Source organism: Pedobacter endophyticus, assembly GCF_015679185.1.
GTDB classification, from domain to species: Bacteria; Bacteroidota; Bacteroidia; order Sphingobacteriales; family Sphingobacteriaceae; genus Pedobacter; species Pedobacter endophyticus.
On the sequence record NZ_CP064939.1, the window covers coordinates 4,440,034 to 4,463,762 of the forward strand.

The window sequence follows — 23,729 nt, forward strand, 5'->3', positions numbered from 1 at the left end:
GCATATATCAGAATCTTACAAATCGACCGCTTTTTATTTCTTTTGAAAATATTTGACTCAAGCTTAATCGGGTTATCGTTGACATGTCTAACGTCACTTAAAGAAATACTTTAACCACACGGGTGTTTTGCAAGATGTATTTTTGTATACACAAAAAAATCTTGCGCCCTTGAGGTCGGGTATTTCCTCGGAACTCGGAAATACTTAAAACACTAATAAATCATCCAAAAATTCTGCAATATCCAATTGGTAATGTATTCTAAAAAGATGAAAAGTCGGAAGTTATCTAAGTTTCGAGCAAAATTAGCATCATAGTAGCTAAAGGCCTGACTAGGTTCTGCTATCATCTGCTTTAATTTATCGTCAAGATTGGAACGAATTTATAAAAATGCTTTTACAATGGCCAGCACTCACCTGTGGCTTGTGGACCCCACCATAGCGTAATGCTAATTTGCTTCTACCGATAAATTTTGATTTCAAAAAAATATCCGAATCACTATTCTGAAAAAAAGGTATAAATCCAACTTGCATAATTCCAGAGTAGTACATATGGCAAAAAAGCACGGGATCCCGAACGTAATATACAAATGATCATTTAACGTGTAATTAATTTTAGGTTTATCCACAGCTTATGAGACATCTTCCGATAGAGCGAATTACCCCTGAGAAATTAATGGAAATGTTAAAGAAAAAAGGTGTAAAAATGTCTATAAATCAAGCTAAGGAAATCTTGGATTTGCTATATATTTTAGCTATTTTGGAAGTAGAGCAAGTTTTAAAAAGATGATTACAGCAGATTTATATATTAGAGTAAGCACTGATGAACAGGCTGATAAGGGATATTCGCAACGCAACCAAGAGGAGGTTCTTCAGAAATATTGTTTCGCCAGAGATATCAAAGTGAGGAAAGTCGTTTTTGAGGACCATTCCGCCAAAAGCTTCGTGCGGCCCGCGTGGCAAAAATTATTGACTGATCTAAAAAAGAAGAGAGGACAAACGGATTTGGTACTTTTCACCAAGTGGGACAGATTCAGTAGAAATGCGGGGGACGCCTACCAGATGATAAAAATTTTGGCTGATCTCGGTATAGAACCTCAGGCCATTGAGCAGCCTCTTGATATCTCCATTCCTGAAAACAAAATGATGCTGGCTTTCTATCTCGCAGCTCCCGAGGTTGAGAATGATAGAAGGGCGCTCAATACTTTTCATGGAATGAGAAGAGCAAGGAAGGAAGGGCGATGGATGGGGCCTGCTCCCATAGGTTATACTAACAAAGTAACCGAAGACGGGCGAAAGTATATTTGTCCTGTAGAGCCCCAGGCGTCGATAATGAAGTGGGTATATGACGAATTATCTACTGGAAAGTGGTTCATCGATCAGATCTGGAAAGCAGCAGCGGATAAAGGGCTGAAGACAGGTAGAAAAAATTTTTGGCAGATCATTAGAAATCCCATTTACTGTGGTAGGATACCCATTGCGAAATATAAGGAGGAGGAAGCCCATACTGTTATGGGGCAACATAAAGCGATAGTTTCGGAAAGAATCTTTTATAAAGCTATGGATGTTTTGAACGGCAGAAACAAGCCAAAAAGGACGACTATATCTTCTCCTGATGCACTTCCGTTGCGTGGCTTTCTGATATGTCCAAAGTGCGGCTACATGCTTTCAGGTAGTGCTTCAAAAGGTTATAGCAAGCACTATCACTATTACCATTGCTTTTCGAAATGTGGAGTGAGATATAACGCGGAAAAAGTCAATAAGCTTTTTGTGGAGGAGTTAAAAAAATATACTATAGATCCACTGTTGCATGAGGCCTATGTTATGATTTTGAAACAGGTTTATCAAGCTTTTGCAAGTGAAGATAATAATGAATTGTCAAATGTAAAAAAACAACTGGAGGAGTTTAATAATAGAATTTCTAAGGCTAGGGACAAAATGCTGAATGATGTAATTCTTGATTTTGAGTACAGGAAAATAAAATCAGACTGTGAAAGAAATATCCTTATTCTTGAAAATAGACTCATCGATTTATCCAGGGGAAAAGAGAATATTGGTGAATTAATCGGAAAAGCCACTGGATTGCTTAAAAACCTTCATGAAACATATATAGAGGCAGATTCTGAAGGAAAAAGGCGATTAATTAGTTCGATCTATCCCCAAAAACTCACTTTTGACGGAACACAACATCGAACTGTTCGAATGAATGAGGCTGTACGCGTTCTAGGCACTTTAAAGGCCGTTTTTGAGGGCAAAAAAAAGGGGCAAACCAAACAAAAATTTGATTTGCCCACTATGGTAGCGGGGAGCAGGATCGAACTGCCGACCTCAGGGTTATGAATCCTGCGCTCTAACCATCTGAGCTACCCCGCCGAGTTAAAATATTTGCTTATATTATCAAATATTTAGGTGGTTATTTTTTGGAGTTGCAAATATAGAATAATTTACCTTTCTTTAGAAAAATAAATAAAAAAATAATCCGGATTTTGTTCTGGTAATGAGTTAACATGGCAGAAAAGAAAAAATTTACGCTAGAGTACGAGGTTAAATCGTCGCCAAGAATATTGTACAGTTTCATCAGTGAGCCCAATGGCTTATCGCAATGGTTTGCCGACGATGTGAATTTTCGTGATCAGGTTTATACCTTCACCTGGGACGACGAGCAGCAAAAGGCCAAGTTAGTTTCTGTAAAAGAAAATAAATTAGTGAAGTTTAAGTGGCTCGACGATGAACCGCAGTGTTATTTCGAAATGGAAATCGTTCAAGACGAGCTCACCAACGATGTTGCACTTTCCATTACCGATTTTGCCACCGAGGACCTGCTTGCTGAAAAAAAATTGATCTGGGATAACCAAATCGATTATCTTATTAGTGTTTTAGGTGCGTAATAATAGTTACGCAATGTTTACCTTTGTAAGGTGAAAAAAATACATCTTCTTTTAATAAAAGCATTCGTTAAGCCATTTATTGCAACGTTTTTTGTTGTAATGTTTATCTTATTGATGTTTTTCTTGTTTAAGTGGATTGATGATTTAATAGGCAAGGGCTTCGAATGGTACACCATATTAGAACTGATGTACTATGCCTCCGCGGCAAACGTTTCTATGGCGCTGCCACTCTCCGTTTTGCTTTCCTCCATCATGACTTTTGGTACCCTCGGCGAAAACTACGAACTTGTAGCAATTAAGTCGGCTGGAATATCGCTGCAAAAAGCGATGCGACCGCTTCTCGTGGTGATTTTAATGCTTACCGTTGCTTCTTTCCTGTTCTCGAATTACATGCTTCCAAAAGCCAATCTAAAATTCGGTTCATTACTATACGACGTTAGAAATAAAAAACTCTCTTTCCTGATCAAACCGGGGGTGTTTAACAACGCAATTCCGGGCTACTCCATCCGCGTAGATAGCAAGGATGAAGACGGCATGTTGCATGGAATTATGATTTACGACCATAAAGATAATAGCGCTATCCCAAAGGTAATTCTGGCCAAGCAGGGGAAAATGGAGAAAACCGCCGATGGGAAATTCTTGATTCTTAAGCTTAAAGATGGCGTGCAATACGAAGAGCAGGCCAAAAATAGCGGAATGTACAATCCCCGGCAGATTTTTTCACGCCGACGGTTTAAGGAAACCGCCCCCCAGTTCGATATGTCTTCTTTCGATCCCGACCGGACCGACCCAAATGCGTTTGGAAACAGTACTCCAATGTTAGATTTAAAGGGCATTGTGAAAAAAAGAGATTTGTTAACACGGCAACTCGATACCGTGAAAACAAACGCTATCGCAAGCTTAACGGGTAATTTTAAGCAGTTTAATATTACTAAAGGCTACACCAAATATAAAACCGCACCCAAGCAGCTCAACGATGTGATCCTTAAAGACATTCCAAACGGATCGCGTAAACAAAGCCTGGAGAATGCAACAAATATTGTCTCGGGCATTATGCAAAACCTGCCCAACTGGGGCCCGCGACAAACGGAATTGAACAGGGAGATCATTTTTACCACCATAGAATATCAGCGTAAATTTACCTTGGCCGCATCCTGTATTTTGCTGTTTTTTATCGGTGCTCCACTGGGTGCAATTATCCGAAAAGGAGGAATGGGACTTCCCGTGGTTACGGCCGTTTCCTTTTTCTTGATTTACCACATTATTACCACCGTTGCCGAAAAATCGGCTAAAGAAGGAAATTTAAATCCGATTTTGGCTATGTGGACTGCCGCAATTGTTCTCTCGCCGTTGGCTGCCTTTCTAACTTATAAAGCAACAGTCGATTCGGCATTGTTTGATATCAATTTTTATAAGCAACTTTTTGTAAAGTTGTTTAAACGGAACAAGCAAATAGCGTAAAGTTACCTTTACTTCCAAATGATATTTTAATCAGAAGAATGCTTAATAAGGTTGTACCTTTGTATGCAAGCTTGTAGATTGTAAATTAAGTTAATTATAATGGACAAAAGTCTGATGCTTAGTGCGCTATCAACCATCAGAATATACAGTAATCTATAGCTGCGAAAATATGCTTTAATTAAAATGCAAACGAAATTAAATACAATAGAAGAGGCTATCGCCGACATCAAGGCCGGTAAGGTGATCATTGTTGTTGATGATGAAAACAGGGAAAATGAGGGCGATTTCCTAACCGCTGCCGAAAATGCAACCCCCGAGGTGATTAATTTCATGGCTACTTACGGCAGAGGGCTAATTTGTGCGCCCTTAACAGAAGAACGCTGCAAGGAGCTCAACCTGAATTTAATGGTTGGCAAAAACACGGCTGCCTACGAAACAAATTTTACCGTATCGGTTGATTTGGTTGGCCACGGTTGCACAACCGGAATTTCGGCAAGCGACCGTTCTAAAACGATGCTGGCGCTTGTAAACCCTAAAACCAATCCCGAAGAATTGGGCAGGCCGGGGCACATCTTCCCGTTAATAGCTAAAGATGGTGGTGTAATCCGTCGTGCAGGACATACCGAGGCCGCTGTTGATTTGGCCCGGTTGGCCGGAATGAAGCCCGCCGGTGTGTTGGTAGAGATTTTGAAAGAAGATGGTGAAATGGCCAGGCTACCAGACTTATTTAAGATTGCCGAGCAACACCAATTAAAAATTATTTCTATTGAAGACCTCATTGCCTATCGCTTAAACATTGATAGTTTAATTAAACAAGAAGTTTCTATTGATTTGCCAACCGCCTGGGGCGACTTTAAAATGACCGCCTACACGCAATTGGATAACAACGCCACACATCTGGCAATTTCTAAAGGCAGCTGGAATGTTGACGAACCCATCCTCGCACGTGTGCACAGTTCATGCGTAACAGGCGATATCTTCGGTTCGTGCCGCTGCGATTGCGGACCTCAGTTGCATAAAGCGCTAGAAATGATCGAGAAAGAGGGCAAGGGCATTGTAGTTTACATGAACCAGGAGGGGCGAGGTATCGGATTAATTAATAAGCTGCGTTCTTACAATCTGCAAGACGCAGGTTTTGACACCGTTGAAGCCAACATTAAACTGGGCTTTAAAGGCGATGAACGTGATTATGGCGTTGGTGCGCAAATTTTACGTTCAGAAGGCGTTACCAAAATGAAGCTGATGAGCAACAACCCTACAAAAAGGGCAGGCTTAATTGGTTACGGTTTAGAAGTTGTAGAAAATATTCCTATCGAAATTGCAAGCAATGTGCATAACGAACGCTACTTAACCACCAAAAGAGACAAAATGGGCCACTCCATTATGAAAGGATAAGTCAGTTGGCAGTTAGCAGTTCACAATTCCTTCAACTAGTCCTGTCATTCTGACGAAGGAAGAATCCCTCGGCTACAGAGTCGGTTAGTTTAAAAGCGCACTGACCCTTACTGAGCTTGTGGTAGGCGATTGGTTTGCTGCTAATCGGTTAGAGATTCTTCGCGATGCTCAGAATGACAAATTTCACTAGAAAAGCACTGACCCTTACTGAGCTTGTGGTAGGCGATTGGTTTGCTGCTAATCGGGTTAGAGATTCTTCGCGATGCTCAGAATGACAAATTGCGCTAAAAAGCACTGGCCGAAAACTGACGGCATTTGATAAGCGATTGCTTTAATGTGGAAACTCATTGATTTTTTACTGAGAACTCACAACTGAAAACTGCCAACTGAGAATTCCCAACTGAAAACTCCACGCTCCAAACTACCTCCTCTGCTTATTTTTTTCCTGATTGATGATCGCATCTTTATTGATCGGCCTGTTCGTTTTAGCTGGCGCTTCCGATTGCTTTCTCTTTAAGTTACGGCGATAAGAACCCGATATTTTCTGAATAAACTCTTTAAAGGTGTCGAACTGCTGCGTGTAAACCAGGCCAAACGAGGTCACGTTTGCGGTTGGACTTATACCACTGTTTAAGAAAATACTTTGTTGTGTTTGAGGTTTATTGGCCACTTTACCGATCAGGCTTCCGTCTTTTTTAATCAGGAACAAAGCCTCAACCTCGCTACCCACATTATTTTTTGAGAAATCGATCACCGTAAAATCGTTCAAACTGTTTCTGTCAACAATACCCGCATTAACAATTAACCGATCGTTAAAGAATTTGAAAGAAGCATTGGCCTCACTTAACGACCGAACGTTCAAATCAACAAAGTTCAGGTTAAGCGACGAAAGCACGTTGTTGAACTGATTAAATACCAGCTCAGTCGCCGTGCTTGTTGCGGTTGAGCTCAGTTGGTTACCTATGGATTCGCCCCCGTTTCCAGGTGCAAAACTCCTTCTGATAATTAAACTAAAGGCCTGAAGATTCAGGTTGTTCTGGTCGCTAAAGTACGTTTGCAGCTGTTCTTTGATTGAAGGCTGCGACGGAAAATCAATATCGAGTTTAATATCCGGCTGAAGCAGGAGTCCGGTTAGTCCCATTTCTACTTCCGTGTCGACCCGTTGGTTTGCATTGCTACTCGCGTCGCGGTTGGCCGCTTTAAAAAGGTCACTCAAATTGGCCCTTAACGCATAAACTGCTTTCAGGTTGATTTGCGCCGCCGTAGGGTTTCCCGTCCATCGGATAGTTCCGCCCTGCCTGATCTCGAATTTTTTGTTAATTACCTCCTGGGCAGTAAAATCGAAGCTACCAGTTTCAATAATGTAATCGCCCGACATTTCAAAATCACCCAAACTGTTAATATTCAAATTCAGGTCTGCATTTCCCTTTCCACTTAAATTACCTAAAGTAGTATAAATGTTGGCCGTGGTATTTGGGTCGATACTCAGTTTAAATGTAAGCGTCAACCCATCAAAGTTGGTCGTTTTTTTAACCAATACCGTAGAATCTCTGCTTACAAAATTGATAAAATCCTTGTCAGAAATTGTTTCGGAGCTATTTAATGGCAAATTGAACACCGTTCCCTTTTCGGTTTTCGCATTAATATCAATTTTCATTTTACTGGTTGGCCCGTTGAACTTAAAAACGCCTGTTCCGTAAGCTTTACCATAATAAACAGAGTTGTCTTTGGCGGTAGTATTCAGCGCCATAAAACTATTCGCTCTTAAGGTTACATTCAACGTTGGGTCGTTAATGTCGTTTAAATCGACACTTCCGTTACCTATCGCCTCGTGTCCTTCAAGGTCGTTCAGCTTAAAATCTTTGAGGTTGATCACACTGTTTTCAACGGTTACCTCATCAGTAATAACGTAAGTAGTTTTGAGGTAATTCACCATCAGCTGCCCTTTATCCAGCTCAAGCGTACCGTTAATTTTAGGCTTATCAAAATTACCCTTAACCGTTAAATCGGCAGATATGTTGCCCTTTAGGTTCGATACAAGCTGCTTAACGAAAGGCTCCAAAATCGTCAGTTTACTGTCGTTCATTCTCAGTTCCAGATCAATCTCCTTCGCCTTTAAATCCAAATCGCCGGTTAGCTTAAAAGTTTCCGAATCTCGCGTGGTCACCCTTGTAAACAGGGTTACCTTATTGGTGGCGTTGCTAAAAGAAGAAGTATCTGTTAACGTTCCGATGTAGATATCGTTAAAGTTCAGCGAATCAATCTTGATGTCGTCGCTCACTCTCGGTGCTTTCAAAATGCCGTATAAATTCGTTTTGCCATTAACCGCACCACTCAGTTTAACGCCAAAGCCCTTGGTAAAAGGATTAAGGGTTTTTAGGTTAAAATCTTTAAAGCCCACTTCAATCAAATCTTTCGGATCTTCTGAGATCAACCCATCAATAGTAAGCTGTTGGATGCCATTCGTAAGGTCGAAATTGCTGATCTGCGTTTTGCCGTTGTTGAGCACAATGCGAACCTTTTCTTGTATTCGCCATTCCTCATCATTAATTTTTAATATCGATGGAAGCACACTCAACCGGGCTGTAGTATCTTGATTTTTTGTAAATTCTACCAGCCCATTCAAATCCAGCTGGTTGGCTTCATCTGAATTAGACATTTTCACGTTGAATGCCAAACTATCGTTGCGCAGAATATTCGAAATGTTTACATCCTTTATAAATAAACTGTCATTTAACTGTACCCGATCGGAGGTAACAATTAACTGAAGCTGCTGCGGCGTAGTATTTTCATCGAGGATGATGTTATTTACCACAATTCCGTTATACTTCAGCGTTTTTACATAACCGTTTAGCGTTGCCGTATTGTTTCTCGAATCAAAATTACCGATTAAAGTTGCGCCATCATCCAAGGCCAGTCCCGGTGATATTAATTGGGCCAGCGGCTCAAATTTCTTCACTTTTAGGTTAAACTTAAAAATTTGGTTTTTATACTTAAAAATATCGGCCTGTAAAGATGGGATATACGTTTTGGCAATGGCCTTGTAATACGAAACAATCGAGTTCAAATCATACTCGCCGGTAATACTCGCGTCCAAAATATCCGATTTGATGTTCAAATTGCGGCTGGCACCGGTTCCATTAGCAATCAATTGCACGGAATCTACATTGTAAACGCCTTTCGGATTTTGCAACCTGATCTCCTGAACCATTAAACTGCCCTCAATATTGTTAAGGTTCGTTCCCGAAAAGTTCGTGCTAAACTTGGCATCCACCATTAACGAATCCTTCAATAATTTTAAAGCCTTGAGCTTTGCCCTCGAAATGGTTGCATTAAAATTAAATACCGGAAGTTTTGGATTTAAATTTACGCCTCCATCAAAAGCCAGCTTAACGTTTTTGTCGTTTATCGTAAGTTTCCCATCGAAGTACTTCTTGTCAAACTTGCCGTCTATTTTTACGTTTCGGTACCTGTAGCCATTGAAATCAATGTAGCTAACATCGCCGTTTATCTTCTCCGATAAATCTTTCAGCTCCGTTCCCCTGCCTTTAACATATAATGATGAAGTAATCCTGCCCAGGCTTTTCTCATCTAACAAGCTGCCAATATTAAAATCGTACGACTTGATATTTCCGGTATAAGATGGAACCTCATTTTTGTCAATTTTCATGTTAACATCCGAAACCAGACGGCCAAGCTTGGTTTTAAATTCGCCGTAGGCAATAAAGTCGTTCTGGAAACCTGTAAAACTTCCATTAAAATTAATGTTGCCGAACTTACTTACAATTACAGGAATCAATTTCTTTTTGCTGTTCGTAATTCCGCCCAAAACTTCATCAAGATCCGTCTTGTTCGTACCCGCCATCTCAATTTTTAGGTCCATAAAGGTTTCTTTCCATTTCGGAAGCCCTTTTAAAACAAAATCTCCTTTAATGTAAGTGGCCTTACCAGCTTTTAACGAAAGTTTTTTGGCTCTTAAATTATTTACCAGGCCCGTTATCTGTCCGTCGATGTCGATGTCGAGCTTCATGTCGTTCAGCTCCGGCGCAAAAAAGGCAACATCCCTCGAGCTCAGGTGGCTATCTTTAAACACAGCCTTCATCCGAACCTTATCAATATAGTGGTTGAAGTCGCGATAAGTCTTAAACTTCATTTGATAATAGTTAGTTAAGCGGCTTCGCGAAGTTTCGAGCAGGAGGTTTTTAAGCTCGATTGCATTACTATCAATCGTGGTTTGAGCGGTCAGGTTTTTTAAATAAAAACCGCTTTTTTCTTTAAGGGTAAGATTTTTGATGTTCGTTTTTAACAAATGGTCTTTCACATCAAGCCCCTCAAAAATGCCGCTCAAATCTTTAACATCAACATTATCAAAATTTACGCTCCGCCCTTGAACCGTATCTTTTGCTGTGAAATTTTTGTATCTAAAAGCAAACTTATTCAATATCACCCGACCTAAATTTACATTGTACGGCTCTGATTTCTTTTTCTTTACAGTAGGTTTACCAGAATCGAAGTAATTGATGATGAAATCGAGATTAGAAGACTTATCTTTGAAATCCTTTAGGAAAAACTGCCCGTTATTGATTTGAACGGTATTAATGTCGATTATTCTTTTGTCGATTGATAACCGATTAATATCGACCATAAACTGAGGTGTACGCAATAAAGTGTCTTTTTGCATATCGAGTACCAGTAAATCTTCAAGAACGATAGATTTGAAAGGTTTGATGTAAAGGCTCTTGATTGATACAGTAGTTTTAAGTTCTTTTGATAAATATGCTGCCGTTTTTTGGGCAAGATAAGTTTGAACAGACTTAAACTGTAATGAAAAAATAATAAGCGCTAGCAGCAAAATTATTGATGCAATTACCCAAAGGAGTATTTTAAATAGTTTTTTAATAATTTTGCAGCTTAAAATTTAAATAATTTGTCTGTTATACTTGCTATCGAGTCCTCTTGCGATGATACTTCAGTCGCTATATGTAACAACGGCAAAATTACGGCCAATGTTATTGCAAACCAAACAATTCATGAAAATTATGGAGGTGTAATCCCTGAATTGGCATCCAGGGTACATCAACAAAATATTGTTCCAACGATTGCGCAGGCATTAAAAAATGCAAATGTTACAAAACAGGACATAAGTGCAGTTGCTTTCACACAAGGCCCCGGCCTTTTTGGCTCTTTATTGGTCGGTGTTTCATTTGCTAAATCATTTGCATTGGCCTTAAATATACCTTTAATTTCGGTCAACCACATGCATGCACACATATTGGCGCATTTTATCGACGATCCTAAGCCTACATTTCCGTTTCTATGCCTCACCGTTTCGGGCGGACATACGCAAATTGTATTGGTAAGGGATTATTTCGATATGGAAATAGTTGGCGAAACGCTTGATGATGCGGCTGGCGAAGCGTTTGACAAAACAGCAAAAATTTTACAACTTCCTTATCCCGGCGGGCCATTGATAGATAAGCATGCTAAAAACGGAAATCCGCTTGCCTATAAATTCGCCGAGCCCCAAATTGCCGATTTAAACTTTAGTTTCAGTGGTTTTAAAACATCAATTTTGTATTTTTTGAGAAAGAAAGAGCAAGAAAACCCTAACTTTATAGCTGAGAATTTGAATGATATTTGCGCCTCTGTGCAGCACAGCATCGTTCAGATTTTGTTAAGCAAACTTAAAAAAGCCGCTAAACAATTTAATATCAGCCAAATTGCAATTGCTGGTGGGGTATCTGCAAACTCAGGACTGCGGAACGACCTTCAAAAGTTGGCCGATGAACTGAATTGGGAGGTTTTCATTCCAGCTTTTCAATACTGCACCGATAATGCCGGCATGATCGCCATAGCAGGTTATCATAAATTTTTGAAAAACGATTTTGTGGGTCAGGATATTTCACCAAAGGCGAGAATGGAATTTAGATAGCGGATTACACAAGTGCTTGATTACATCGATTGATAGATTACCAAAATTTTTAACTCAATAACTTCGGGCTTCGAGCTTTTGTTAATTGGCAACTGATAATTAAAAACTGAAAACTGAAACATGACTGGAGCATCACTAGTATTTTGGATTGTTTGTGCAATACCGCTTATCGGGGTTTTATATTACCTGATCAGAAAGGATAAAAATAAGCTGAAGGGCAGCTGGGGCGTGATTATTTTGGGCGCTTTGGTAATTGCCGCTATATTGGTAATTGTATATGTTACGAAAGACTTTAATGCCATTTTTAGCCAAAACTAATGGCAGAAAAAAAGTAGTAAAACGAAAACGGCCAGCGTAAAGCGCAGGCCGTTTTGTGGTATTCTTTAAACACTTTGCATGCGTTGTTGCAGTGTCGATACATTTTTGTTTTCTTTCTGTTTCATAAAGCGCTGTAAAAGCGAGTGCTCAAAATGCGGATGCTGTTTGAAGCTGTTCGGATTCAATCTTAAAGCTTCGCCTTTGGCCCAAAGGTAGCCGCCTGCAGTAAGTCCATCTCCTCGCAACACCACGTGGATGGTTTTCGAATCGATATTTGTTTTTCTGCTGGCCTCGGTTACGCCGGCGTACGTTCCTTTCCAAAGGCCATTCAGGTCATACCGGCTAATTTTATTGTTTTCAGCGTAAATAGGTGAGTGGCGGTAGCCATTAAGTTTTTCGAGCTTTTTAACATTGATAGTTTGTTTGGTGCCATAGCGCCACAAGTAGCCTCCGCAGGTAATATGACGGCCGTTTAAGCTTCCCGAAAGCTGGTTGTAATTTAAGCCTAACTTGGCCTCGATTTCGCGAATGGTACCAAATGTGGCAATGAGTTTTCCATGCAAGTCGTACTGGCCAATTCGATGAATGTGTTTGGAAAGTGGCGAAGCCCAAATGCCGTTCTTTGTTACAAACTCCTCAATATCAATTTCTGGACTCGAACCTCTCCTCCAGATATAATTTTTATAGGTTAACGGCTTCCCGCGGGTAGCTTTTGAAAGCAAATTTGCGCTACAGCCAAAGCCTTTTGCAGCCACTTCGGCATTGTGATAGGTTTCTAAGAGCTTACCAGATAAAGAGTAGCGACTAATCTCATCTTTAGGATTCAGTGCTCGTTTCGCATTGATTTTTTGTTGTATCGCTTTCCGCTGTTCGGGGCTTATTGTTGCAAACACATTGCCTTTACGTCCGGCAGCGGTCATTCGTTGTTGCTTCGTTTCCTGGTCCCCGAGCAGCAAATTAGCGGCGTTTGTGTTTAGTGTGTCGCCATCAATCGGGAAAATATAAGTGTTTTTATCTTTCAGATCGAACGGTGCAACAAAGGTGTGATACACCAATCGGGGCACGCTATAGTTGATTATTTTTCCACCGAAGCTCATGGATACGTGAAGGTAAATTCTGGTATCGCCGGTAAAGCGGTTAAGGCTTTTGTTTTGTGTTTGTTTAAGGATTCTTTCGGGAAATTTCCGTTCTACCCCAAGTCGGTTTTTGATCACCCGTTCAAGTCCTTTTACCCGCCCGTGGTTTGATACCTGAAAATATCCTTCTAAGCCGACTATATCTTTCCAATATTCGTTGTTCCGTGAATCTATTGAGAGGTCGGTATAAGCATGTAATTTCATAATTATTGGATTATGGATATATAACGGTAAAAAAGCTAAAATATAATACCGCTTAACCATCTTTAACACTTTTTAACAAGAATGTTAATGTTCGTGCGAGACGAAAGAGAAAATCTATTAATTAACTTTCCTTAATAAAATATCCTCGATTAAGAGTGCTATAAACAAAAAAGGTTAGCTGCGTTACGCAACTAACCTTTTAGATATGGTTAAATAAGCTTTATTTTTCCTGTAGATGTTCGCCGGTAACTTCAGCTTTAATCTTAGTTTCGAGCTCTTCGGCCAGTTCGGGGTTATCGCTCAAAAGCTGTTTAACTGCGTCTCGACCTTGACCTAATTTGGTATCGCCGTAAGAGAACCATGAACCTGCTTTTTTAATAATTCCGAAATCAACGCCTAAATCGATAATTTCACCATTTTTGGAGATACCTTCTCCGAACATGACATCGAACTCTGCAATACGGAAAGGCGGAGCCACTTTGTTTTTAACAATTTTTACTTTTACGCGGTTACCAGAAACCTCGTCTGAATCTTTAATTTGAGAAATACGGCGAATATCTAAACGTACTGAGGCGTAAAATTTCAATGCATTACCACCGGTTGTGGTTTCGGGGTTGCCAAACATTACGCCAATTTTATCACGTAACTGGTTAATGAAGATACAGCAACAACCTGTTTTTGATATTGTTCCGGTTAATTTACGTAGGGCCTGACTCATTAAACGGGCATGCAAGCCCATTTTACTGTCGCCCATTTCGCCTTCGATCTCACTTTTAGGTACTAAGGCTGCAACGGAGTCAATAACAATTACGTCGATAGCGCCAGAGCGGATCAGATTATCAGCAATTTCCAGTGCCTGCTCGCCATTATCGGGTTGAGAAATCAACAGGTTATCGGTATCAACACCTAGTTTTTTTGCGTAAAACTGGTCAAAGGCATGCTCAGCATCAATAAAAGCTGCAATACCTCCTTTTTTCTGTGCCTCGGCAATAATGTGTGTTGCCAAAGTCGTTTTACCAGATGATTCCGGACCATATATTTCTATTACCCGGCCTTTCGGAATACCGCCAATGCCCAGGGCGATATCTAAACTGATTGATCCTGTAGAAATAAAGTCTATAGGTTCAACAGCCGTATCGCCAAGTTTCATAATGGTACCTTTACCGTAAGATTTTTCTAACTTATCCAGGGTTAATTGTAAGGCTTTTAATTTATCAGGATTTGCACTTGCCATTTTTGTCTAATTTGTTGCGGTAAATATAATTGAATTATCGGCTAATATATTGGTTATGTTTATAACTATTTGCTAAAATATTTAGCTAAGGTAAAAGTTTTTTGGCTAATTACAATAGTAAAATGAAAATAATTTACGGCTGTTGTTTTTCTTTCGCGTTTCTGGCTGTCATTCGTTCAAAATATCGGCACATGTAAGTAATTTCACAAACATCACATTTTGGGCTTCGGGCCACACAAACGTATCTTCCATGCAGAATTAACCAATGGTGCGCAATATGAATGTCATGCTCGGGCAGGTTTTTGACGAGGTCTTTTTCTACCGCTAAAGGGGTTTTCCCGTTAGTTAACCCGAGGCGATTGGCTACCCGGAAAACGTGGGTATCAACCGCCATCGCTGGCGCATTGTAAATTACGGATGCGATTACATTAGCAGTTTTACGCCCAACACCCGGCATTTTCTGCAAGTCGGCAATATCCGAGGGAACAACATCATTGAATTCGTGAACTAAAATATTAGCCATTCCGACCAAATGCTTGGCTTTGTTGTTGGGGTAGCTAATGCTCCGGATATAATCAAAAACGATGTCGGGAGTTGCTTCTGCCAGGCTTTTTGCATTCGGAAAGCGCTGAAAAAGAGCTGGTGTAACCATATTTACCCTTTTATCGGTGCATTGAGCAGACAAAATCACAGCAACCAACAATTGATATGGGTTATTGTAATGTAGCTCTGTTTCTGCGTCTGGCTGCTTGGCCGAGAAGTGTTTAACAAAAAGTTTATAGCGTTCTTTTTTAAGCATGGGCAAAACTAACATTTAGTTGGCAATTTTTAAGTTCCTTTAGTTCCGTCGGTTGAAACCGACGGTAATGAGTCGGATTGGCCATTAGGGATGGCGCTTAATAGATTCAGAACAAAGGAGGTATTTATAGATTTTATTGCCCTTCTGCTTAGTTCCGTCGGTTGAAACCGACGGTAATGAGTCGGATTGGCGATTGATGGATGGCGCTTAATAGATTTAGAACAAAGCAAGTATTTATATATGCATTTTATTGTCCTTCTGCTTAGTTCCGTCGGTTGAAACCGACGGCAATGAGTTGGACTGGCGATTTGATGGATGGCGCTTAATAGATTTAGAACAAAGCAGGTATTTATATATGCATTTTATTGCCCTTCTGCTTGTTCCGTCGGTTGCAACCGACGGCAATGGTCGCGCTTTAGCGGACGGGATTTATGGCAATGGGTTGGATTAGCGATTTTGAATAATGATGCTTAATATTTCACAGGACTCATCAGGTCTTTTTATTGCTCATGCATTCTTATTGCCGTCTCGCTTTAGCGGACGGTTTCAAAGGAAAAATTTATCTTTGTCAGTTCGCATAACATTGCCGTCGCGCTTTAGCGGACGGTTTCAATTAATGCATAGCAACAAACTCCTGTTCGGTTTTTAATTTTTGCGCAACTGGTTTCGATGCATTGCTTCTAATTAGCCAGACAGCAAAGAAAGCTCCGACTAATGCCATTGCTGCACCAACGTTAGCTGGCCATGTATAATCGAAACCATACACTAGCGGAAGCCCACCAAAGAAAGCACCCAGCGCATTACCGACATTAAAACTTGCCTGACTTGCCGAAGCCGCCAACATTTCTGAACCTTTTGCCGATTGGATCATCAGCATTTGAATAGGAGAGGCCAGCGCGAAAGAAACTGCCCCGGTAATGAAAGTCATTATTAACGCCAGCGGTTGACTGAAAGAGGTAAAATGAACAATGACAAGCGTGATCACCATGACCAAAAGCAATGCCGCCGAAGCTTTGGCAGGCGAAAACTTATCGGCCAGTAAGCCACCAAGGTAGTTGCCGCCAAACATGCCTACCCCAGCGAGCATCAAAATATATGTTACAGCGTTAGGCGAAAAGCCCGCAACATTCGTCATTAGCGGCGCAATATAACTATACCAGGAGAACAGACCGCCAGTTCCGATAGAGATCATAAAAATAATAATCCAGGCTTCCTTTTTCTTAAAAAAGCTAAGCTCCGACTTAATGTCGCGGTTTTCAGTTGCAGGTAACGAAGGAAGCAGATATTTCAAACTTACCAAAGTTACTAGCCCAACAAGAACAACTACGGCAAAAGAGATCCGCCAGGAAAAGTTGTGCCCGATGAAAGTACCTAACGGAACGCCCAAGATATTAGCTATAGTTAAGCCCATAAACATTAAAGATACAGCCTGTGCTGCTTTGCCTTTCTCGGCAATTCTGCTGGCCACAACCGAACCTACGCCAAAAAAGGCGCCATGAGGTAGACCTGATAAAAATCGGGCGACAAACAAAGTATTAAATGATGGTGCGAAGGCCGAAAAGGCATTAAATGTAGTAAACATTACCATCAGGGCAAGCAATATTTTTTTAGGTGGATATTTACCGGCGATCATTACCAGTAAGGGAGCGCCAATTACTACACCGAGTGCATAGGCCGAAATCAAGTGGCCCGCCTTGGGAATCGTCACGCTCAAATCGGTTGCAATGTCGGGGAGGAGGCCCATCATTACAAACTCCGTTATTCCGATGCCCAAACCGCCGAGTGTTAATGGAAGAAGATTTTTATTCATAGCGCACTTAGTGTTAAAATTACACTAAGCAAAGATAGGGGTTTTTGAGTTACGGAAATGTAATATTTAAACCAGTAAAATTCGCAAGAACTTACCTGGTCATAGCGTCTTACCTCGTCGTAGCGTCTCGCTACGACCAATATTAAATTAATCGAACAATGAGTTGTTAAAAAAAAAAGCTGCTCCAATTGGGAACAGCTTTTTTTTGGCATATGCTAACTTACTTCGATCTGCTATATGCTAAAATCTTGGTGATGGTTTCATCTTGAGGATTTTTAGCCAATCGATCTAACTTACTTTTGATCTGATCATAAAATAAGTCGATTTCTGCATCAGATGCTATGTCTGTTTTAGACTGGAACATACTGTTGGTAGGTAAATTTACATTTGTTTTCGATGTAGAGGTTTTTGTCATAAGCAACTAAATGTTAAAGGTTTTTATATACCTTAACGTCTGTTTAATTGCTTTATTTCGATCTCCAAAAAAAAATATGTAACATTTTCGCTACCCTTTGTAGGTCACTTCTTTCGTCTTCAGCATCTTACGCAGATTGCTTAACGCATAACGCATCCGGCCCAGGGCAGTATTGATGCTTACATCCGTCAGGTCGGCGATCTCTTTAAAGCTCAAATCTGCATAATGGCGCATTAAAAGCACTTCTTTCTGCTCATCGGGCAATAAATGAATCATTGCTTTCAAGTCTCTATGCGTTTGTTCCCTCAACATTTTCTCCTCTGCACTCTCGTCGTAGAAGTGTAGCATATTGAATACATCCATTCCATCAGAACTTGTAATTATTGGTGTTCTTTTTTCCTTTCTGAAATAATCAATTACTAAATTATGCGCAATACGCATTACCCAAGGTAAGAACTTGCCTTCCTCGTTATATCTTCCAGATCGCAGTGTGTTAATTACTTTGATAAAAGCGTCTTGAAAAATATCCTCGGCCAAATATTGGTCTTTTACCAATAAGTAGATAGAGGTATAAATTTTACTTTTATGTCTTCGTAAAAGCTCCTGCAATCCATTCTCGTTCCCGGCAATGTATAACTTTACCAGGTCCTGATCATTATATGATTGTAAATTCATAGGTTTACCTACACTAAATCCCGTACTGTTTGCTAAAAATTAATTTGTAGATGTTTAATTTCTATAGCTTCTCTCCTATGTTTTTTTATTGATTGTTAGTTTGGTTCTGAGGCTGTTATTGTTCAAAGAAAGTTATTTTTTTATCAAAAAACAAAAAATAAAATGTTAAAAAATAAATTAACCACCTCAGTACCCTATTTTTGTATGTTTTAAAAACCCAATGTTTGTTAAAAGGGTTATGTCTTAAATCCGACACTATTCATGAGCAAAAAAGAAGCCGAAAAAGATCCGCATAGAAATATTATCATAAAAGGTGCCCGTGTGCACAACCTTAAAAATATCGATGTTGCCATTCCGAAGAATAAATTGGTAGTGGTAACGGGTATGTCGGGATCGGGGAAATCTTCTCTGGCTTTTGATACCTTATACGCTGAGGGCCAACGCCGTTACGTAGAAAGCTTGTCGTCGTACGCCCGCCAGTTTATGGGCCGCATGAACAAGCCCGATGTAGATTATATTAAAGGTATTGCCCCCGCTATTGCGATTGAACAAAAGGTAATAACCTCAAACCCACGCTCTACAGTAGGTACATCCACAGAAATTTACGATTACCTGAAGCTGCTCTTCTCCCGAATCGGTAAAACCATTTCTCCTATCTCTGGTAAAGAGGTAAAAAAAGATTCGGTAAGTTCGGTAGTTGATTATGTTAGTGGTCTCGACGATGATACAACGGTTACCATTTATTGCCCTTTATATCCGCATAACAACCGAACCATAAAAGAAGAACTGGCTATTTTATTGCAAAAGGGATTTTTGCGGATCTTGATCGATAATAAGGTACTTAAAATTGAGTCTGTTTTAGATGATGCAGACTTTAAAGATGCGGAACTGACTGACGATAAAACCGTACAAATCTTAATAGATCGAATTGTAACCAACCACGAAGAAGAAACGTTAAGCCGCCTGGCCGATTCTGCGCAAACTGCGTTTTTTGAAGGCAAGGGCGATTGCTATGTAGAGGCCAACGGAAAAACAAAGCACTTTAGCGATCGATTTGAGCTGGATGGGATAAAATTTGAGGAACCCACGCCAAACTTCTTCTCCTTTAACAACCCATACGGCGCCTGTAAACGCTGCGAGGGTTACGGCAACGTAATTGGCATTGATGAAGATCTTGTCATCCCCGATAAGAGCAAAAGTGTTTACGATAACGCCATTGCGCCTTGGCGGGGCGAAAAAATGGGCGTGTGGTTACAAAACTTTGTTAAAGCTGCTCCCAAATTCGATTTCCCGATTCACAGGCCATTTAGCCAGCTTACAGAGAAAGAACAGCAATTGCTTTGGACGGGCAACAAATATTTTTCAGGGCTCGATACTTTTTTTAAGGAGCTCGAAGAGCAGACCTATAAAATTCAGTATCGGGTAATGTTATCGCGCTACCGCGGCAAAACCACCTGCCCGGAATGCAAGGGATCGCGTTTGCGCAAAGATGCGTCTTACGTAAAAATTGCCGAGAAATCGATCATAGACATGGTGCTCATGCCTTTATCAAAGGCACTGGTATTTTTTAATGAGCTTAAGTTAAATGCAACCGATACCAAAGTTGCCAAACGCTTACTTGCCGAAATAAACAATCGATTCCTTTATTTAAATAATGTCGGCCTCGGTTACCTAACCCTAAATCGCTTATCCAATACCTTATCAGGAGGAGAATCGCAAAGGATCAATTTAGCAACCTCGTTGGGAAGCAGTTTGGTGGGCTCTATTTATGTGCTCGATGAGCCAAGCATTGGCCTTCACCCCCGCGATACCAACAAGTTAATTGAGGTTTTGATCTCCCTAAGGAACGTTGGCAACACCGTTTTGGTGGTAGAGCACGAAGAGGAAATGATGAGGGCGGCCGATTACATCATCGATATTGGTCCCGAAGCAGGAACCCATGGTGGAAACCTTGTTTTCAGCGGTAATTACGAAGAAATATTAAAAGATAAGAAAAGCTTAACAGGCCGCTATCTCTCCGGCGAAGAAAAAATTGCTATCCCCCAAAAACGCAGGAAGTGGAAAGACCACATCTTAATCAAAGGGGCCAGAGAAAATAACCTGCAAAATATCGATGTTAAATTTCCATTAGGGGTTTTTACAGCCGTAAGTGGCGTTTCAGGTTCAGGGAAAACCAGTTTGGTCAAAAAGATTTTATACCCGGCACTTCAAAAGGCTATTGGCAACTATGCCGGCGAACAAACTGGTGCCTACGATGGCATTTTCGGTAATTACGATTTAGTGAGTGCCGTAGAAATGGTCGATCAAAACCCAATAGGCCGATCGAGCCGTTCGAACCCGGTAACCTATGTAAAGGCCTGGGATGACGTTCGTGCTTTATTTGCGGGACAGGCATCGGCTAAGGCTGCCGGTTTAAAGCCCGCCGCATTCTCGTTCAACGTAGAGGGCGGCCGTTGCGATGTTTGTCAGGGCGAAGGAGAGGTTAAGATCGAAATGCAGTTTATGGCCGATATTTACCTGCCGTGCGAAGCCTGTGGCGGTAAGCGCTTTAAACAACAGGTTTTAGATGTAACCTACAAAGAAAAAAACGTTTCTGAAATATTGGATATGACCATCGATGAGGCGGTGGAGTTTTTTAAGGATGAACAAAAAATACTGAATAAACTAAACCCGCTGGTTGATGTTGGTTTAGGTTATGTGCATTTGGGCCAATCATCAAACACCTTATCAGGAGGCGAGGCGCAGCGCATTAAGCTCGCATCGTTTTTAATAAAGGGAAATAACGCCAATAAAACGCTTTTTATTTTCGATGAACCCACAACTGGCCTCCATTTTCATGATATCAAAAAGCTGTTAAAAGCGCTAAATACCTTAATTGAACAAGGCAATACCATTTTGGTAATTGAACACAATATGGACATGATTAAGTGTGCAGACTGGGTAATTGATATTGGTCCTGAAGGGGGCGATGGCGGCGGCCAGTTGGTTTTTGAGGGTCTGCCCGAAGATTTAGGTAAACAGCAAAACTCTTACACAGGAAAATATTTAGCTGAGCATTTAAAATAAATCCATAATTTCGACAATGCTTTTTCTAACATTTTTCATAGGCATCATCCTCAACGCCATGGGGTATATTCCTCCGGGCAATATTAACCTTACCGTTGCACAATTGGCCATTAATAAGGGCATGAGGCAGGTATGGTACTTTATTTTGTCGTTTTCGTGTGTAGAAATCTGCTTTACCTTTGGCATGATGCGCTTTGCCCGCTGGGCCATGAGCGATGTTAACCCCAATGCCGCAGTTAGCGAAGTGAGGCTCGGCACTTTGGTAGATTGTTTTATGATCCTGATGTTTATCACCATGGGAACCATCACCTGGGTAAACAGAAAAAAAGTTCCTAAAACCAGCAATAAAAAAGAAGATAAACGAAGTGGAAGTGTTTTATACGGATTAATTTTGGGCGTTTTAAACCCGGTTCAAATTCCGTTTTGGCTTTTCTTTGGCAACTATGTTATTTTACACGAGTGGATAGAAACCGATTATCTATCGCTGATTATCTTTAGTATTGGTTCGGGATTCGGCTCGGCATTGGCCTTGTACGTTTACGCTCATTTTGCGACTTTTATTCAAGAGAAATTTGCACTAAGCAGTTTGATCATCAATAAATCAATCGCCATATTTCTTTATGTTTTGGCGGCGTACCTCGTTATAAAACAAATGATCGTTATCTTTTAGATGAATAACATTCATCCGATGAATATAGGCCAGGCGCAGGTATTCATCGGATGACTGCAAACTCTACGTCATTTCGAACTTGTACTTTTTTCCCGAAGGGATGCCTTTGGCACAATTCAGGGAGAAATCTCTGGCTGCTTCTCGTCGCTCGCCTTAGCCTCTCCTTATTGCCAAACTATATTTCCTATGTGCCCCAGCTCGTCGGTCAGGCAGGTATGTGGTCAAAATTTATGCTGCGAGTTGTTTTACCTCACAATCCAGCCCACTGCATTATTATCATCGGCAATTAAGTTGTAATTATTAAAACTGCCCAACACGCTAACCGTTTCACCGGCTTTCAGATTGATCTTAACTGGAGCCAGGCTATCGGGCTTATCGTAAACCGATTGTTGTTGGACGTTGATTTTTATTTTGCGTAGCGGCCTGGAGGTTTGCACAAGTTCATTGCTCTCAATATAACCAACAGTTCCATCGGGCAGTTCTGCCTTATAATAACTTTCCGTAGCTGCATTTACATTTATAATTGTTCCGGCTGCCAACTTCGATACCACTGCCGATTTGTTTTTCGGAGAAGTGAGCAGGTTTGCACTGTGCGATGCTCGAAGTGTTTTATTAAGGTTAGAAACCGCTGCGGTAACCTTTGTTGGAGTTTTGGTTATTGGATCAATAAATGGTAGCGGATTTATTGCGCCTCCAAAGGTGTAAATGCCGAAATGTAAATGCGTAGGTGTAGTGCGGGCATTTCCGGTATTGCCCATTAAGCCAAGCGTGTCGCCAATCTTAACCTCCTGTCCCTCCGTTGCAATCTGTTCGTCCAAATGTGCATAATAAAGCGAATAATTCTTTCCGCTCGGTCTTAACCAAACCACCTTGCCGCCTAAATTATTTTCGTTTACCCGCGTTACCGTACCATTTGCACTAGCTAAAACAGGACTTCTGAAGCTGCCGAAAATGTCTACACCTTCGTGTTTCCGTGCATTATTATCGCGGCCATCGCCCCAATAACTTTGAATATTCCTGCTATTTTTAGAATGTATCGGGAAAGCCAGCGAGGGCCCAGTTGTTATTTCTAAGGTGTATTCTACACTTTGCAAAAGTTCGGGCTGTAACCTGATCAGGTAGTTTCCCGTGTCATCAATTTCTTGCTCAATTGGCGAGTTCAGCGTATCGGCAGAGGCGATGAGTTTGGGGTTATTTTCATCCGATAGGCGCCAAAGATCAAGATAAATCGCTATTTCACTTGGCTTTTTCTTGAGGTTTACGGTTATTTTCTGTCCTTTCGTTGCCGCGAATTTATAAGCTGCGGCCTGCACTTTATCGGCTGCGAAATACCCGGTTTCTCTGTACGGAACAGTTATCGTTAGTGCTTTTTGCAGGCTTGCTGCTGACGAACTAATCCACGCTGCCCCCATTGCCGTTTTATCCAGGCCGGCCGTTTCTAATTTTCGCAGGTACTGCTCATGTGGCGAGGCAGGTTTGAAAAGATTGATTGAACCCGATTTGCAGGAAAGTAAAATCGTTGAAATCAAAAGGAGTAAAGTAACCTGTAAAAATCGAAGCCGCATAATAGTCATTTTCACAGATAACAAACAATGCTCGGGCAAGGTTTCAACTTTATGATGTCAATCGAGAACGGAAACAAAGGCATTGGGTCCATCGTTACGGATGTAATTTTGAACGCTGTCATTCTGAATGCAATGAAGAATCGGCAAGCGATAATATGCAGCAC

General features: G+C 40.8%; 18 protein-coding genes and 1 tRNA gene. 10 read left to right on the forward strand and 9 right to left on the reverse strand.

The features are described 5' to 3' along the window. The first annotated feature begins 631 nt into the window (after window positions 1–631). Window positions 632–787 (forward strand): hypothetical protein, encoded by a 156-nt coding sequence (locus IZT61_RS18135; protein ID WP_196098436.1) that lies wholly within the window; start codon window positions 632–634, stop codon window positions 785–787. Beyond that, window positions 784–2,337, forward strand: coding sequence for a recombinase family protein (locus IZT61_RS18140; protein WP_196101356.1), 1,554 nt, complete (start codon window positions 784–786; stop codon window positions 2,335–2,337). Before IZT61_RS18135 ends, IZT61_RS18140 begins: the two co-directional genes overlap by 4 nt. Here the strand turns inward: IZT61_RS18140 and IZT61_RS18145 are convergent. Next, a tRNA-Met gene (locus IZT61_RS18145) sits at window positions 2,294–2,370 on the reverse strand. The genes IZT61_RS18140 and IZT61_RS18145 overlap by 44 nt on opposite strands. Window positions 2,371–2,504: 134 nt before the next feature. Between IZT61_RS18145 and IZT61_RS18150 the strand changes: the two genes are divergently transcribed. The 3 genes from IZT61_RS18150 (at window position 2,505) to IZT61_RS18160 (ending at window position 5,741) form a co-directional block, all read left to right on the forward strand. Further along, window positions 2,505–2,885: an START-like domain-containing protein gene (locus tag IZT61_RS18150; protein ID WP_196098437.1), complete on the forward strand. Its 381-nt coding sequence runs from the start codon at window positions 2,505–2,507 to the stop codon at window positions 2,883–2,885. A gap of 30 nt (window positions 2,886–2,915) precedes the next feature. Next, window positions 2,916–4,346 (forward strand): LptF/LptG family permease, encoded by a 1,431-nt coding sequence (locus IZT61_RS18155; RefSeq protein ID WP_196098438.1) that lies wholly within the window; start codon window positions 2,916–2,918, stop codon window positions 4,344–4,346. Between the two features lie 183 nt (window positions 4,347–4,529). Further along, window positions 4,530–5,741, forward strand: a complete 1,212-nt coding sequence (locus tag IZT61_RS18160) for a bifunctional 3,4-dihydroxy-2-butanone-4-phosphate synthase/GTP cyclohydrolase II (protein ID WP_196098439.1) — start codon at window positions 4,530–4,532, stop codon at window positions 5,739–5,741. A gap of 421 nt (window positions 5,742–6,162) precedes the next feature. On the opposite strand, the gene IZT61_RS18165 is transcribed toward IZT61_RS18160, so the two are convergent. Continuing rightward, window positions 6,163–10,593, reverse strand: coding sequence for a translocation/assembly module TamB domain-containing protein (locus IZT61_RS18165; RefSeq protein ID WP_196098440.1), 4,431 nt, complete (start codon window positions 10,591–10,593; stop codon window positions 6,163–6,165). 75 nt (window positions 10,594–10,668) lie between these two features. Here IZT61_RS18165 and tsaD point away from each other — a divergent pair, with 75 nt between their 5' ends. Further along, window positions 10,669–11,673: a tRNA (adenosine(37)-N6)-threonylcarbamoyltransferase complex transferase subunit TsaD gene (gene tsaD / locus IZT61_RS18170; RefSeq protein ID WP_196098441.1), complete on the forward strand. Its 1,005-nt coding sequence runs from the start codon at window positions 10,669–10,671 to the stop codon at window positions 11,671–11,673. A gap of 120 nt (window positions 11,674–11,793) precedes the next feature. Then, complete coding sequence (locus IZT61_RS18175; protein ID WP_196098442.1) at window positions 11,794–11,991, forward strand: hypothetical protein; 198 nt, start codon at window positions 11,794–11,796, stop codon at window positions 11,989–11,991. A 65-nt stretch (window positions 11,992–12,056) separates the two neighbouring features. Here IZT61_RS18175 and IZT61_RS18180 read toward each other — a convergent pair whose 3' ends face one another. The 3 genes from IZT61_RS18180 to nth form a co-directional block, all read right to left on the reverse strand. Beyond that, the gene (locus IZT61_RS18180; protein WP_196098443.1) at window positions 12,057–13,331 is read right to left on the reverse strand and encodes an NUMOD1 domain-containing DNA-binding protein; all 1,275 of its coding nucleotides are present in this window, start codon (window positions 13,329–13,331) and stop codon (window positions 12,057–12,059) included. Window positions 13,332–13,551: 220 nt separating this feature from the next. Further along, window positions 13,552–14,565 (reverse strand): recombinase RecA, encoded by a 1,014-nt coding sequence (gene recA / locus IZT61_RS18185; RefSeq protein ID WP_196098444.1) that lies wholly within the window; start codon window positions 14,563–14,565, stop codon window positions 13,552–13,554. A 133-nt stretch (window positions 14,566–14,698) separates the two neighbouring features. After that, window positions 14,699–15,364: an endonuclease III gene (nth, locus tag IZT61_RS18190; protein ID WP_196098445.1), complete on the reverse strand. Its 666-nt coding sequence runs from the start codon at window positions 15,362–15,364 to the stop codon at window positions 14,699–14,701. 250 nt (window positions 15,365–15,614) lie between these two features. Here nth and IZT61_RS18195 point away from each other — a divergent pair, with 250 nt between their 5' ends. Then, window positions 15,615–15,815, forward strand: coding sequence for a hypothetical protein (locus tag IZT61_RS18195; RefSeq protein ID WP_196098446.1), 201 nt, complete (start codon window positions 15,615–15,617; stop codon window positions 15,813–15,815). Window positions 15,816–15,977: 162 nt separating this feature from the next. On the opposite strand, the gene IZT61_RS18200 is transcribed toward IZT61_RS18195, so the two are convergent. The 3 genes from IZT61_RS18200 to IZT61_RS18210 all read right to left on the reverse strand — a co-directional run bounded on the left by IZT61_RS18200 (window position 15,978) and on the right by IZT61_RS18210 (window position 18,264). Then, window positions 15,978–17,174, reverse strand: coding sequence for an MFS transporter (locus IZT61_RS18200; protein WP_196098447.1), 1,197 nt, complete (start codon window positions 17,172–17,174; stop codon window positions 15,978–15,980). Window positions 17,175–17,394: 220 nt separating this feature from the next. After that, entirely contained in the window at window positions 17,395–17,589 is a 195-nt protein-coding gene (locus IZT61_RS18205) for a hypothetical protein (RefSeq protein ID WP_196098448.1), read from the reverse strand. A 90-nt stretch (window positions 17,590–17,679) separates the two neighbouring features. Beyond that, on the reverse strand, window positions 17,680–18,264 hold the full coding sequence (locus IZT61_RS18210; RefSeq protein WP_196098449.1) for an RNA polymerase sigma factor: 585 nt from the start codon (window positions 18,262–18,264) through the stop codon (window positions 17,680–17,682). A gap of 261 nt (window positions 18,265–18,525) precedes the next feature. Between IZT61_RS18210 and uvrA the strand changes: the two genes are divergently transcribed. Further along, complete coding sequence (gene uvrA / locus IZT61_RS18215) at window positions 18,526–21,330, forward strand: excinuclease ABC subunit UvrA (protein WP_196098450.1); 2,805 nt, start codon at window positions 18,526–18,528, stop codon at window positions 21,328–21,330. A 16-nt stretch (window positions 21,331–21,346) separates the two neighbouring features. Further along, window positions 21,347–22,000, forward strand: a complete 654-nt coding sequence (locus IZT61_RS18220) for a LysE family transporter (RefSeq protein WP_196098451.1) — start codon at window positions 21,347–21,349, stop codon at window positions 21,998–22,000. Between the two features lie 245 nt (window positions 22,001–22,245). Here IZT61_RS18220 and IZT61_RS18225 read toward each other — a convergent pair whose 3' ends face one another. After that, a complete protein-coding gene (locus IZT61_RS18225) occupies window positions 22,246–23,565 on the reverse strand; it encodes a peptidoglycan DD-metalloendopeptidase family protein (RefSeq protein WP_196098452.1) in 1,320 nt (439 codons plus the stop codon). Between the last annotated feature and the right edge of the window lie 164 nt (window positions 23,566–23,729).